Below are 12880 nucleotides of genomic sequence, written 5' to 3'. Positions count from 1 at the left end.
ACCCCCAAAGGAATCCTCATGGCAGCTGGTAAGGAAATCCGCGGCAAGATCAAATCGGTGGAGAACACCAAGAAGATCACCAAGGCCATGGAAATGGTGGCCGCGTCGAAGATGCGCAAGGCGCAGGAACGCATGCGCGCCGCCCGCCCCTACAGCGAGAAGATCCGCAACATCGCGGCCAACCTCGGCCAGGCGAATCCGGAGTACACGCACGCGTTCATGAAGGAGAACGAGGCCAAGGCCGCGGGCTTCATCGTCGTCACGACCGACAAGGGTCTGTGCGGCGGCATGAACACCAACGTGCTGCGCGCCGTGACCGCCAAGCTGCGCGAGCAGCAGTCGGCCGGCAACGCGGTCGAGGCGGTCGCCATCGGCAACAAGGGCCTGGGCTTCCTCAACCGGATCGGCGCCCGCGTGGTGTCGCATGTCACCCAGCTGGGCGACACGCCGCACCTCGACAAGCTGATCGGCCCGGTCAAGGTCCTGCTCGACGCGTACGCCGAGGGCAAGCTGAGCGCCGTGTACCTGTGCTACACGAAGTTCATCAACACGATGCGCCAGGAATCGGTGGTCGAGCAGCTGCTGCCGCTCGCTTCCGAGACGCTGCAGGTCGAGAGCGGCCAGCACGCCTGGGACTACATCTACGAGCCCGATGCGCAGAGCGTCATCGACGAGCTGCTGGTGCGCTACGTGGAATCGCTGGTCTACCAGGCCGTGGCCGAGAACATGGCGTCCGAGCAATCGGCGCGCATGGTCGCGATGAAGGCCGCCACCGACAACGCGGGCAACGTGATCAGCGAGCTGAAGCTGGTCTACAACAAGACCCGCCAGGCCGGCATCACGAAGGAGCTTTCGGAAATCGTGTCGGGCGCGGCCGCAGCGGCGGGCGTCTGATCGAGGCAATGCACAGGGCCACATTGCCCACGGGTCCGTACGCGGACCGGTGACAACGGCCCAGCTCAGAAAAAAGGGGACTCGATTCAATGAAGAAATTTCTCGCTCTGGTGGCCGTGGCTGCCGCTCTGACCGCCTGTTCCAAGAAGGAAGAGGCACCGGCACCCGCGCCCGCTCCTGCGGCCGCACCGGCTCCGGCGCCTGCTCCCGCTGCTTCGGCTCCCGCCGCGGCACCGGCAGCGCCTGCCTCGGCACCGGCTGCAGCAGCACCGACGGCTTCGGCCGCCGACCTGCCGCAAGAGTGCAACGACTACCTGACGAAGGTCAGCGCCTGCGTCAGCTCGCAAAGCGGTGCCGCCGCCGACGCGATGAAGGCCAGCCTCGATCAGACCAAGGCGACCTGGGCTTCGATGGGCGCCGACAAGGCCGCCCTGGGCCAGGCCTGCAAGGCTGCGTCGGACGCTTTCGCCGCGCAAGCCACGGCGATGAAGTGCTGAGCACGACGAGCGCAGAAATTCGAACGCATCGTCATTGACTTCGAGGATGCCGGCCCGGCCGGCATTCTTGCAAAAGCGGCCCGCATTGGCACCAGGACGCTTCTGCAAGAACCTGTCGCAAATTTATTGAGAATCCATCCAGAAGGAAACGCCATGGCTGAAGGAAAAATTGTCCAATGTATCGGCGCCGTGGTCGACGTGGAGTTCCCGCGTGACCAGATGCCCAAGGTGTACGACGCCTTGAAGTTCGAAGGCAGCGCGCTGACCCTCGAAGTGCAACAACAGCTCGGCGATGGCGTGGTGCGCACGATTGCGCTGGGCTCGTCGGACGGCCTGCGCCGCGGCCTCATCGTGACCAACACCGGCGCACCCATCACGGTGCCGGTCGGCAAGGCCACCCTTGGCCGCATCATGGACGTGCTGGGCGCGCCCATCGACGAGCGCGGTCCCGTCAGCCAGGAGCTGACCGCTCCCATCCACCGCAAGGCCCCCGCATACGACGAACTGTCGCCCTCGCAGGACCTGCTGGAAACCGGCATCAAGGTGATCGACCTGGTGTGCCCGTTCGCCAAGGGCGGCAAGGTGGGCCTGTTCGGCGGCGCCGGCGTGGGCAAGACCGTGAACATGATGGAGCTCATCAACAACATCGCGAAGGCCCACTCGGGTCTGTCGGTGTTCGCCGGCGTGGGTGAACGTACCCGCGAAGGCAACGACTTCTATCACGAAATGTCGGACGCCAAGGTGGTGGACCTCGACGACCTGCCGAACTCGAAGGTGTCGATGGTCTACGGCCAGATGAACGAACCCCCGGGCAACCGTCTGCGCGTGGCGCTGACCGGCCTGACCATCGCCGAGTCGTTCCGCGACGAAGGCCGCGACGTTCTGTTCTTCGTCGACAACATCTACCGCTACACGCTGGCCGGTACCGAAGTGTCGGCACTGCTGGGCCGCATGCCTTCCGCCGTGGGCTACCAGCCGACGCTGGCCGAGGAAATGGGCCGCCTGCAAGAGCGGATCACGTCGACCAAGGTCGGCTCGATCACCTCGATCCAGGCCGTGTACGTCCCTGCCGACGACTTGACCGACCCGTCGCCCGCCACCACCTTCGCCCACCTGGACTCGACCGTGGTGCTGTCGCGCGACATCGCTTCGCTCGGTATCTACCCCGCCGTGGACCCGCTGGACTCGACCTCGCGCCAGCTCGACCCGAACGTGGTCGGTGAAGAGCACTACAACGTGGCCCGCTCGGTGCAAGGCACGCTGCAGCGCTACAAGGAACTGCGCGACATCATCGCGATCCTGGGCATGGACGAACTGGCGCCCGACGACAAGCTCGCCGTGGCCCGCGCCCGCAAGATCCAGCGTTTCCTGTCGCAGCCGTTCCACGTGGCCGAAGTGTTCACGGGCTCGCCCGGCAAGTACGTGCCGCTGTCGGAAACCATCCGCGGCTTCAAGATGATCGTGAACGGCGAAGCCGACCACCTGCCGGAACAAGCGTTCTACATGGTGGGCAGCATCGACGAAGCGTTCGAGAAGGCCAAGAAGGTCGCTTAAGAAGGAATCACCATGGCAGGCACCATTCATGTGGACGTGGTCAGCGCGGAAGAGTCGATCTTCTCGGGCGAAGCCAGGTTCGTCGCGCTGCCCGGTGAAGCCGGTGAGCTCGGCATCTATCCGCGCCACACCCCGCTGATCACGCGCATCCGCCCCGGCGCCGTGCGCATCGAAACGGCCGACGGCAACGAGGAGTTCGTCTTCGTCGCCGGCGGCATCCTCGAAGTGCAGCCGAACGCCGTGACCGTGCTGTCGGACACCGCGATCCGCGGCAAGGACCTCGACGACGAGAAGGCCAACCAGGCCAAGGCCGCCGCCGAGGAAGCGCTGAAGAACGCCAAGAGCGACATCGACATCGCGATGGCGCAATCGGAACTGGCCGTGATGGCCGCGCAGATCGCAGCGCTGCGCAAGTACCGCCAGAAGAAGTAAGCCCGCGCGGCTTGCTGCTTCCGAAGGCCGCCCACCGAGGCGGCTTTTTTTCGTCCCGGCTCGGCGCGAGGCCTGATCCTCAAGGTCGAATCCAGCCGTCTTCGATCTGAATATGGTCGAAGTTCAGCCTTGTCTGGCTGAAGCCCTGCTCCTAGTATTCGTCTTCGCCCGCCGGCCTCGATGCCGCCGGGTCCCGATAAAGAACCGGAGACAAGCGCGCGTGGCACCCTGGAGCGGCATCACTGCGGACGAAATGCGTTTGCTGGAGACCACCTTCTGGTCGGCCGGCGGTTCGCGCCATGCCATGGCGGAGGAGCTCGGCTTCTCCAAGAGCAAGGCCAACGCGCTGATCGCCGGGCTGCTCGAACAAGGCCTGCTGGCCGAAGCCGGCCTGCAGCGTTCCTCGGGCGGACGCCGCCCCGAAAACCTCCAGCTCCATGCGGACCTCGGCGTGCTCGTGGGCGTCGACATCGGCGCCACCAGCCTCGGCGTCGCCGTGCTGCAGCCCGACCTCACGGTGCTCGCGCAGCACGAGGAAGCGGCCGACGTGCGCGACGGCCCCGCGGTCGTGCTGGCGCGCGTGCGCGCGCTGATGCGCGAGCTGCTGGGCCGCTGCGGCCGCACGGCGCGCGACGTGTTCGGCATCGGCATCGGCGTGCCCGGGCCGGTCAACTTCGAGATCGGCCAGCTTGTCAATCCACCGCTGATGCCGGCCTGGGACAGCTTCTCGATCCGCGACTACCTGCGCGAGGACTATGCCGCGCCGGTGTTCGTCGACAACGACGTCAACCTGATGGCGCTCGGCGAGCTCTGGCGCCTCAAGCGCTCGCTCTCGAACTTCCTCGTCATCAAGATCGGCACCGGCATCGGCTGCGGCATCGTCTGCCACGGCGAGGTCTATCGCGGCGCCGCCGGTTCGGCCGGCGACGTGGGCCACATCTGCGTCGACCAGGAAGGGCCGCGCTGCCACTGCGGCAACCTGGGCTGCGTCGAGGCGATGGCGGCCGGCCCCGCCATCACGCGCATGGCGGTGCAGGCGGCCGAGGCCGGCGAGAGCGCCGTGCTCGCCGAAGTGCTGCGCAGCCAGGGCCGCATCGAGGCCCTCGACGTGGGCCAGGCCAGCCGCGCCGGCGATCCCGCCGCCAATGCCATCGTGCAGCGCGCGGGCAACCTCATCGGCCAGATGCTGGCTTCGGTCGTCAACTTCTTCAATCCGTCGCATGTGTTCATCGGCGGCGGCATCACGCGCATCGGCCCGCTGTTCCTCGCGGCGGTGCGGCAGAGCGTCTACCAGCGCTCGCTCGCGCTGTCGACGCGCCATCTCGAGATCCAGTACACGCCGCTGGCCGCGCAGGGCGGCCTGATCGGCGCCGGCGTGCTCGCGATGCAGCAGAGCCTCAAGGCGAGGGGGATCGCGCCATGAGCGAAACGCAGAGCAAGACCAGCGTGGCCGTCGAATTCGACGACGTGCGGAAATCCTTCGGCCCGGTGCAGGTGCTGCACGGCGTGAGCTTCGCGCTCGCGCCCGGCAAGGTCTACGGCCTGCTCGGCGAGAACGGCGCGGGCAAGTCCACGCTGATGAAGATCCTCTCGGGCTACGAGGGCCTCACGGGCGGCGCGCTGCGCATCAACGGCCAGCCGAAGCGGTTCGCCGGCTCGCGCGATGCCGAGGCGCTGGGCATCGTGCTGATCCACCAGGAGTTCAACCTCGCCGAGGACCTGAGCATCGCGCAGAACATCTTCCTCGGCCACGAGAAGAAGAAGGGCCTGTTCCTCGACGACGTCGCGATGGAGCGCGAGTCGGCCGCCGCGCTGGTGGCCGTCGGCCTGCAGGCCGACCCGCGCACCAAGGTGCGCCGGCTCATCGTGGCCGAGAAGCAGCTGGTGGAGATCGCCAAGGCCATCGCGCGCCGCGCGCGCCTTTTGGTGATGGACGAGCCCACCGCCACGCTCACGCCCGGCGAGACCGAGCGCCTGTTCAAGCTGATCGCGCAGCTGCGCGCCGACGGCGTGACCATCGTCTACATCTCGCACAAGCTCGACGAGGTCGAGCGCGTGACCGACGAGGTGATCGTGATGCGCGACGGCCGCTTCGTCGCGCGCTCGCCCACGGCCGAGGTCACGCGCCAGCAGATGGCCAACCTGATGGTGGGCCGCGAGCTGGCCGACCTCTATCCGCCGCGCGATCCGGTGTCGGCCACTCAGGCGCCCGCGATGCGCGTGCAGGGCTTCAGCGTGCCCGGCTGGGCACGGGACGCGAGCTTCGAGGTGCGCCCCGGCGAGATCCTCGGCTTCGCGGGCCTGGTCGGCGCCGGTCGCACCGAACTGTTCGAAGGCCTGCTGGGCCTGCGGCCCGCCGCCGGCAGCGTCGAGATGCTCGGGCGCGCGGTGCCTAACGGCAAGGGCTGGCGCAGCCCGCGCGATGCCGCGAAGCACGGCCTCACCTACCTGAGCGAGGACCGCAAGGGCAAGGGCCTGCACGTGCACTTCGGCCTGCGCCAGAACCTCACGCTGATGGCGCTCGAGCGCTACGCCACGCCCTGGCTCAAGCCCGAGGCCGAGCGCGGCGCGCTGGCCGAGGCGGTCAAGGACTACGGCATCCGCGCCGGCTCGCTCGAGGTCAGGGCCTCGTCGCTGTCGGGCGGCAACCAGCAGAAGCTCGCGCTCGCCAAGGTGCTGCAGCCGCGCCCGCGCGTGGTGGTGCTCGACGAGCCCACGCGCGGCGTCGACGTCGGCGCCAAGCGCGACATCTACTTCCTGGTCCAGCGCCTGGCGCGCGAGGGCCTGGCCGTGATCGTCATCTCGTCCGAGCTCATGGAGCTGATCGGCCTGTGCCACCGCGTCGCGGTGATGCGCGCGGGCCGGCTGGTCGCCACGCTCGACGCCGACCACCTGAGCGAAGAAGCGCTCATCGCCCACGCCACCGGCGCGCACTGAGCCACGACCCACACCCGGCCCCCATGAACAACAGCCCCGAACCCACCGCCGACACCCACCGCGCCCAGCCCAAGGCGCGCTGGACCGAGCACCTGCACGGCCTCGGCCCCGTCATCGGCCTGGTGCTGCTGTGCATCGCCGGCACCCTGCTCAACGGCGACTTCGCCACCGTCGACAACGCGATGAACGTGCTCACGCGCACCGCCTTCATCGGCATCATCGCGGTCGGCATGTGCTTCGTGATCATCTCGGGCGGCATCGACCTGTCGGTGGGCTCGATGGCCGCGCTGATCGCGGGCAGCGTGATCATGTTCATCAACTGGGCCGGCCCGGCCACCGGCTCGCCGCTGATGGCGGTGATGCTCGGCGCCGTGCTCGCGGTGGTGCTGGGCGCGCTGTTCGGCCTCGCGCACGGCCTGCTCATCACCAAGGGCCGCATCGAGCCCTTCATCGTCACGCTGGGCACGCTGGGCATCTTCCGCGCCTACCTCACCTACTTCGCCGACGGCGGCGCGCTCACGCTCGACAACGAGCTGTCGGACCTCTACGCGCCGGTCTACTACGCGAGCCTCGCGGGCATCCCGGTGCCGGTGTGGGTGTTCGTCATCGTGGCCATCGTCGGCGGCGTGATCCTCAACCGCACCGCCTACGGCCGCTACGTGCAGGCCATCGGCTCCAACGAGCAGGTGGCGCGCTACGCCGCGGTCGACGTCGACCGCGTGAAGATCCTGACCTACGTGCTGCTCGGCGTGTGCGTGGGCATCGCCACGCTGCTATACGTGCCGCGCCTGGGCTCGGCCTCGCCGACCACGGGCCTCCTGTGGGAGCTCGAGGCGATCGCCGCAGTGATCGTCGGCGGCACCGCGCTCAAGGGCGGCGCGGGCAGCATCACCGGCACCGTGGTGGGCGCGATCCTGCTCTCGGTCATCAGCAACATCCTGAACCTCACCAGCATCATCAGCGTGTACCTGAATGCCGCGGTGCAGGGCTTCGTGATCATCATCGTGGCCTTCCTCCAGCGAGGAAAGCGATGACGCCGTTGGGCGTGGCCACACCTGGTTCCTTCCCGTTCCGTTCCATCCACCAAGAGGAGACATCAGCATGACCCGTTTCACCCGACGCATCGCGCTCACGGCCGTGGCCGCCGCGGCATTCGCCAGCCTGCCCGCGCTCGCCGCGGACAAGGTCAACCTCGGCGTTTCGATCCCCGCCGCCACCCACAGCTTCATGGGCGGCATCAACTACTGGGCCAACCAGGCGAAGAAGGATCTCGAGAAGGAACACAAGGACCTGAAGATCACGATCAAGACCGCCGCCAACGCGCCCGAGCAGGCCAACCAGCTGCAGGACCTGTCGACGGTCACCAAGATCAACGCGCTGGTCGTGTTCCCGTTCGAATCGGCCGCGCTGACCAAGCCGGTCGCGCAGGTCAAGGCCAAGGGCGCCTACGTCACCGTGGTCGACCGCGGCCTGACCGACACCAGCGCGCAGGACGCCTACGTGGCCGGCGACAACACCGCCTTCGGCCGCATCCCGGCCGAGTACATCGTCAAGCAGCTCGGCGGCAAGGGCAACGTGGTGGCATTGCGCGGCATCGCGACCACGCTCGACAACGAGCGCATGGACGCCTTCAACGCGGTGCTCAAGAACAGCCCCGACGTGAAGCTGCTCGACGCCAAGTACGCCAACTGGAACCGCGACGACGCCTTCAAGGTCACGCAGGACTACCTCACGCGCTTCAAGCAGATCGACGCCATCTGGGCCGCCGACGACGACATGGCCGTGGGCGTGCTCAAGGCCATCGAGCAGGCCAAGCGCGAGGACATCAGAATCGTGTTCGGCGGTGCCGGTGCCAAGGGCATGGTCAAGACCATCATGGACGGCAAGGACAAGCGCATCACGGCCGACGTGAGCTACTCGCCCAAGTTCATCTACGACGCCATCAAGCTCACGGCCGAGGCGCGCCTGAAGGGCGAGAAGCTGCCCGCGACCACGATCATCCCGTCGGTGCTGATCACCAAGGACAACGCCAAGGACTTCTACCACCCGAACTCGCCGTTCTGAACGGGATCGGCCGGCCGGCCGATCGCTTCGCTCCCTCTCCCCGCGGGGAGGGGGAACCCCGTCTCTGGAACCTCAAGGAGTTGGATGACCGACACCCCCCATCGCAAGCTGCGCTACGCCATGGTCGGCGGCGGCCGCGATGCCTTCATTGGCGGCGTGCACCGCAAGGCCATCGCGCTCGACGCCCAGATCGAGCTCGTGGCCGGCGCGCTGTCCTCCGATCCCGCCAAGGCGCGTGCCTCGGGCGCCGACCTCGGCCTGGCCGACGCGCGCAACCATGGCGACTGGCAGGCCCTGCTGGCCGATGAACTGAAGCGGCCCGCCGGCGAGCGCATCGACTTCGTCTCGATCGTCACGCCCAACCACGTGCACTACCCAGTGGCGCGGGCCTTCGTCGAGGCCGGCTTCCACGTGGTGTGCGACAAGCCGCTGGTCCACACGCGCGAGCAGGCCGATGCGCTGGTCGCCAGCGTGGCGGCGCAGGGCACGGTCTTCGGCGTCACCTACAACTACACCGGCTACCCCATGGTGCGGCAGGCGCGCGCGATGATCCGCGCGGGCGAGCTCGGCACGCTGCGCAAGGTGGTCGTGGAATACAACCAGGGCTGGCTCGCGAGCCAGCTCGAGGGCACCGGCAACAAGCAGGCCGACTGGCGCACCGACCCCGCGCGCAGCGGCGCGGCCGGCGCCATCGGCGACATCGGCTCGCATGCCGAGAACCTCGTCGCCACGCTGACCGGCCTCGAGATCGAGAGCCTGTGCGCCGACCTCACGGCGCACGTGGCCGGCCGCCAGCTCGACGACGACGGCAGCCTGCTGCTGCGCTACCAGGGTGGCGCGCGCGGCGTGCTCATCGCCTCGCAGATCAGCACCGGCCTCGAGAACGACCTGCGCGTGCGCATCGCGGGCACCCTGGGCACGCTCGAGTGGCACCAGGAACAGCCGAGCCGGCTGCTGCACCTGCCGCACGACGGGCCGCTGCGCGTGCTCACGCGCGGCGCCCCCTGGCTGCACGAATCGGCGCGCCGCGCGAGCCGCCTGCCCGCGGGCCATCCCGAGGGCTTCATCGAGGCCTTCGCCAACGTCTACGCGGGCGTCGCCGCCGACATCCGCGCGCGCCTCGAAGGCCGGCGCGCCGATGCGCTCGAGGCCGACTACCCGCGCGTGGAGGACGGGGCACGCGGCGTGCGCTTCATCGAGCGCACGGTGGCCTCGGCACGCAGCGACCTGAAATGGACGCCCTGGTGAGCTGAGGGGCTGCGGGATTCGCAAGACGTTCACACAATGTCACAATTCCGGCCGGGGAGGCGGCCGGATTCCATGAAGTCCGTCTCCTCGGCTGCGGGGCTACACCCGGGGTCAACAACAAAACCGAGGAGAAGAAACATGAGATGGCGTCTGTTCGCCGCTGTGGCGGCGCTTGGCATTTTTCTGAGTGGATGCGCGATCAAGCCGCAGCAACCCGTGCCCCTGGGCAAGGACGCGCTGACTTCGAGCAGCGCGAAAAGCGCGAAGGTCGGCGTGGCGATGTCCGAGCTGCCGAAGGTCGACACCTTCTTTCCCGGCGCGGACTGCCTGCTGTGCTACGCCTTCGCCAGCGCTTCCAACTCCGCGCTGACCAAGCACACCGAGACCCTGGCGCGCGATGACCTCGCATCCCTGAAGGAAGACGTGGCGGCCGCGCTGCGCAAGAAGAACGTCGAGGTCACGGTCATCAAGGAGGCCATCGACCTCAAGTCGCTGCCCGACATCCGCACCGAGGTGCCGACCGCCGCGCGCAAGGACTTCGCCTCGCTGCGTGCCAAGCATGCGGTCGACAAGCTGCTCGTGATCGACATGCCGCAGGTGGGCTATGTGCGCACCTATGCGTCGTACGTGCCGACCAGCGATCCCAAGGCCGTGGTCACCGGCGCCGCGTACCTGGTCGACCTGAAGACCAACACCTACAGCTGGTACCTGCCGATCAACATCAACCGTGCCGCCGGTACCACCTGGGACGAGCCGCCCAAGTTCCCGGGCCTGACCAACGCCTACTTCCAGGCCATCGAGGCGAGCCGCGACAGCGTGCTCAAGCCGCTGGCCGACGTGGCCGTGCCGGAGGGAGCGCCGGCGACCGGCGCCCAGTAGGCATGGCGCATCCGTTCGTGGCGGCGCGCGCCCTCGGGCGCTTCGGCCGCCGGGTGGCCTGCGCGGCCGCCGTGCTGGGCGCCGCGTGCGCCTTCGCGCAGGACGAGACGGCCGCCGCGCCGCCCGCCGACGCCGTGGTCGCGCCGGCCCCCGTGCCCGCGACCCCGCGCTGGGTGGTCCGGTTGCCGCCGACCGATCCCGTCGCCTTCAGGGGCGCCGAGAACTTCGACACCGCAGGCACCGGTGCCGCTCCGATGCTCTATCCCGCGCCGAGCGCGGCCGGCCTGCTGGCGGTGGTGCTCGTGCATGGCCTGATGAACGAGTCCGCCAAGAGCGCGCAGAAGGCCAAGCTCCAGGAGCAGGCCGACCAGGTGCTGGTGCCTTATCGCAAGCTGCTGGCCGCCTACACGCACGCCGAACTGGCGCAGGGCGCGCCGGCGCCCGCGAGTGTCGACGGCCAGGCCTGGCAGATCGACAGCGCGCCCGTGTTCTCGTTGACGCAGGACCAGCAGGCGCTGGTGCTCGACAACGTCGTGAGCGTGCGGCGCGCGGGTTCGGCTGGCGCCGCGGCGTACGAGAGCGTGGTCCGGATCGTCTCGGCGCCGACGGCCGAAGCGGACCCGGTGGCCTACTGGAGCAAGGACAACGGCGCCGCGTTCCGCGCGGTCGCCGGCGCATTGATGCGCGAGTCGATCGAGCTCGCCGTGTCGATGGCCGACAAGACGATGCCCACCGGCGCCGCGGCGCAGAAGACCTTCCGCTATTTCGAGGGCGGTACGGAACGGGTCGAACGCGCATCGCTGGTGTTCGAGCGGTGCGCGCGCCGGGTCCTGCTCACGCTGAGGGAGACCCTGATGTCGGTGCCGCTCGCGGCGGGCGCGGATGCCTGCGCGGCCATAACCGCGAAGGCCGGGTAAAGTGGCTGCCCTGGTCTCCAGCCACGGGCATCCATGATTTCTTCCTCCGCTGGCAGTGCCGCGATCGCGCCGACCTGGCGGCGCGCGTTGCGGGATCGCTGCCGTACGCTGCTGCCGCTCAAGCTGATCGGCAACACCCTCGCCACCATCGGCTTCTTCCCGCTGTACTTCTGGGTCATGCGGCATTCGGGCGAGGCCTGGGTGCTGCCGCTCACGCCGATCGACCGGCTCGTCGCCTTCTGGCCCGCGCTGCTGCCGGTGTACCTGTCGCTGTGGCTCTACATCGCGCTGCCGGTGCTGTTCTCGCGCGACCGGCGCGAGCTCACGGCGTTCTCGCTGGCCTGCGCGCTGATGACGACCATCGCGCTCGTCGTGTTCTGGTGCCTGCCGACGGCGATTCCCAACTTCACGATCGACACCAGTCCCGGCACCACGCTGCACTTCCTCAAGACCAAGGACTCGGCGGGCAATGCCTTTCCCTCGCTGCACGTCTCGTTCTCGGTGTTCGCCTGCGTGGTGCTCGCGCGCCAGCTGCGCAGCGTGGGCGCGCCCGCCTGGCTGCGCGGCCTCAACCTCGCGTGGGCCGCGGGCATCGTCTACTCGACCATGGCGGTGCGCCAGCACGTGCTGATCGACGTGGGCGGCGGCTTCGTGCTGGGCGTGGTGTTCGGGCTGGCCACGCGCGTGCGCGCGGCGGCGGGCAGCGTGAGCGGCATCGCCGGGGCCGGCCGCGCGGCGTAGACCGATCGCGGTATTCCGCGCCGCGGGGGCGCCCTGTACAAACCGGGGCATCGTCGAGCCTTCGACACGCCGCGCCCGGAGCCGCCCCATGAAGACCCTTCCCCTCGTCCTGGCCTTCCTCGCCGCCTTCGCCGCGGTGCTGCCCTGCACCGTGCTCGCCGGGCCCGCGGTGGCGATCGACTATCCCGCGCGCAAGCCCGGCCTGTGGGAGATGCGCAGCGACGACGGCAGCGGCGCGAAGGAGGGCAGCCACACCATGCAGCAGTGCATCGACGCGGCCACCGACAAGGCCCTGCGCGAGATGGGCCAGGGCATGGGCCGCAGCCTGTGCTCGAAGCAGGACCTGCGCGCCGAGGGTGGCAAGCTGGTGATCGACTCGGTCTGCAAGATCGGCAGCACCACCGCCACCTCGCGCGCCGTGATGAGCGGCGACTTCGGCTCGGCCTATCGCGTGGAAAGCAAGTCGAGCTACAGCCCGCCGCTGATGGGCCGCAGCGAAGGCATGGCCGTCGTCGAGGCGAAATGGGTCGGCCCCTGCAAGGCCGGCCAGAAGCCCGGCGACATGGTGATGGCCAACGGCATGAAGATGAACGTGCTCGAGATGACGGCCGCGCGCCGCGGCAAGCAACCCTGAGCATCCGGGACAGGCACGGCGGGTAGGCGCCGGCCCACGGCGCCTCGCGGCATCCGGGCCGAGGCGCCGCGGGCCGCGAGCGC

The 12880-nt window shown here is 68.8% G+C and carries 13 protein-coding genes; all 13 read left to right on the top strand.

The features are described from left to right. The first annotated feature begins 18 nt into the window (after positions 1-18). The 13 genes from atpG to AC07RM_RS36855 all read left to right on the top strand — a co-directional run bounded on the left by atpG (position 19) and on the right by AC07RM_RS36855 (position 12797). Positions 19-894, top strand: a complete 876-nt coding sequence (gene atpG / locus AC07RM_RS36915) for a F0F1 ATP synthase subunit gamma (protein ID WP_057593978.1) — start codon at positions 19-21, stop codon at positions 892-894. 89 nt (positions 895-983) lie between these two features. Further along, complete coding sequence (locus AC07RM_RS36910) at positions 984-1391, top strand: hypothetical protein (protein ID WP_093350315.1); 408 nt, start codon at positions 984-986, stop codon at positions 1389-1391. Between the two features lie 153 nt (positions 1392-1544). Continuing rightward, positions 1545-2945: a F0F1 ATP synthase subunit beta gene (gene atpD, locus AC07RM_RS36905; RefSeq protein ID WP_203203954.1), complete on the top strand. Its 1401-nt coding sequence runs from the start codon at positions 1545-1547 to the stop codon at positions 2943-2945. 12 nt (positions 2946-2957) lie between these two features. After that, positions 2958-3377, top strand: a complete 420-nt coding sequence (locus AC07RM_RS36900; protein WP_057593975.1) for a F0F1 ATP synthase subunit epsilon — start codon at positions 2958-2960, stop codon at positions 3375-3377. Positions 3378-3630: 253 nt separating this feature from the next. Further along, positions 3631-4800: an ROK family protein gene (locus tag AC07RM_RS36895; RefSeq protein ID WP_057593974.1), complete on the top strand. Its 1170-nt coding sequence runs from the start codon at positions 3631-3633 to the stop codon at positions 4798-4800. After that, complete coding sequence (locus AC07RM_RS36890; protein ID WP_495337645.1) at positions 4797-6314, top strand: sugar ABC transporter ATP-binding protein; 1518 nt, start codon at positions 4797-4799, stop codon at positions 6312-6314. Before AC07RM_RS36895 ends, AC07RM_RS36890 begins: the two co-directional genes overlap by 4 nt. 23 nt (positions 6315-6337) lie before the next feature. Continuing rightward, entirely contained in the window at positions 6338-7348 is a 1011-nt protein-coding gene (locus tag AC07RM_RS36885) for an ABC transporter permease (protein ID WP_057593972.1), read from the top strand. Between the two features lie 67 nt (positions 7349-7415). Further along, on the top strand, positions 7416-8378 hold the full coding sequence (locus AC07RM_RS36880; RefSeq protein WP_495337644.1) for a substrate-binding domain-containing protein: 963 nt from the start codon (positions 7416-7418) through the stop codon (positions 8376-8378). Positions 8379-8462: 84 nt separating this feature from the next. Beyond that, positions 8463-9626: a Gfo/Idh/MocA family protein gene (locus AC07RM_RS36875; RefSeq protein WP_495337643.1), complete on the top strand. Its 1164-nt coding sequence runs from the start codon at positions 8463-8465 to the stop codon at positions 9624-9626. A 138-nt stretch (positions 9627-9764) separates the two neighbouring features. Continuing rightward, positions 9765-10505 (top strand): hypothetical protein, encoded by a 741-nt coding sequence (locus AC07RM_RS36870; RefSeq protein ID WP_490876464.1) that lies wholly within the window; start codon positions 9765-9767, stop codon positions 10503-10505. Between the two features lie 2 nt (positions 10506-10507). Next, the gene (locus tag AC07RM_RS36865) at positions 10508-11422 is read left to right on the top strand and encodes a hypothetical protein (protein ID WP_495337642.1); all 915 of its coding nucleotides are present in this window, start codon (positions 10508-10510) and stop codon (positions 11420-11422) included. 33 nt (positions 11423-11455) lie between these two features. Then, complete coding sequence (locus AC07RM_RS36860) at positions 11456-12163, top strand: phosphatase PAP2 family protein (RefSeq protein ID WP_495337641.1); 708 nt, start codon at positions 11456-11458, stop codon at positions 12161-12163. Between the two features lie 88 nt (positions 12164-12251). Next, the gene (locus AC07RM_RS36855; RefSeq protein ID WP_208510553.1) at positions 12252-12797 is read left to right on the top strand and encodes a DUF3617 domain-containing protein; all 546 of its coding nucleotides are present in this window, start codon (positions 12252-12254) and stop codon (positions 12795-12797) included. Positions 12798-12880: the final 83 nt, after the last annotated feature.

Source organism: Variovorax sp. GW821-FHT09B05 (assembly GCF_059418265.1).
This window is presented reverse-complemented; position numbering and strand designations above follow the sequence as displayed.

What these genes read in the sequence shown, in the direction of transcription:
- atpG (WP_057593978.1), top strand. Translation starts at nt 19, where the DNA reads ATGGCAGCTGGTAAGGAAATCCGCGGCAAGATCAAATCGGTGGAGAAC.
- AC07RM_RS36910 (WP_093350315.1), top strand. Translation starts at nt 984, where the DNA reads ATGAAGAAATTTCTCGCTCTGGTGGCCGTGGCTGCCGCTCTGACCGCC.
- atpD (WP_203203954.1), top strand. Translation starts at nt 1,545, where the DNA reads ATGGCTGAAGGAAAAATTGTCCAATGTATCGGCGCCGTGGTCGACGTG.
- AC07RM_RS36900 (WP_057593975.1), top strand. Translation starts at nt 2,958, where the DNA reads ATGGCAGGCACCATTCATGTGGACGTGGTCAGCGCGGAAGAGTCGATC.
- AC07RM_RS36895 (WP_057593974.1), top strand. Translation starts at nt 3,631, where the DNA reads ATGCGTTTGCTGGAGACCACCTTCTGGTCGGCCGGCGGTTCGCGCCAT.
- AC07RM_RS36890 (WP_495337645.1), top strand. Translation starts at nt 4,797, where the DNA reads ATGAGCGAAACGCAGAGCAAGACCAGCGTGGCCGTCGAATTCGACGAC.
- AC07RM_RS36885 (WP_057593972.1), top strand. Translation starts at nt 6,338, where the DNA reads ATGAACAACAGCCCCGAACCCACCGCCGACACCCACCGCGCCCAGCCC.
- AC07RM_RS36880 (WP_495337644.1), top strand. Translation starts at nt 7,416, where the DNA reads ATGACCCGTTTCACCCGACGCATCGCGCTCACGGCCGTGGCCGCCGCG.
- AC07RM_RS36875 (WP_495337643.1), top strand. Translation starts at nt 8,463, where the DNA reads ATGACCGACACCCCCCATCGCAAGCTGCGCTACGCCATGGTCGGCGGC.
- AC07RM_RS36870 (WP_490876464.1), top strand. Translation starts at nt 9,765, where the DNA reads ATGAGATGGCGTCTGTTCGCCGCTGTGGCGGCGCTTGGCATTTTTCTG.
- AC07RM_RS36865 (WP_495337642.1), top strand. Translation starts at nt 10,508, where the DNA reads ATGGCGCATCCGTTCGTGGCGGCGCGCGCCCTCGGGCGCTTCGGCCGC.
- AC07RM_RS36860 (WP_495337641.1), top strand. Translation starts at nt 11,456, where the DNA reads ATGATTTCTTCCTCCGCTGGCAGTGCCGCGATCGCGCCGACCTGGCGG.
- AC07RM_RS36855 (WP_208510553.1), top strand. Translation starts at nt 12,252, where the DNA reads ATGAAGACCCTTCCCCTCGTCCTGGCCTTCCTCGCCGCCTTCGCCGCG.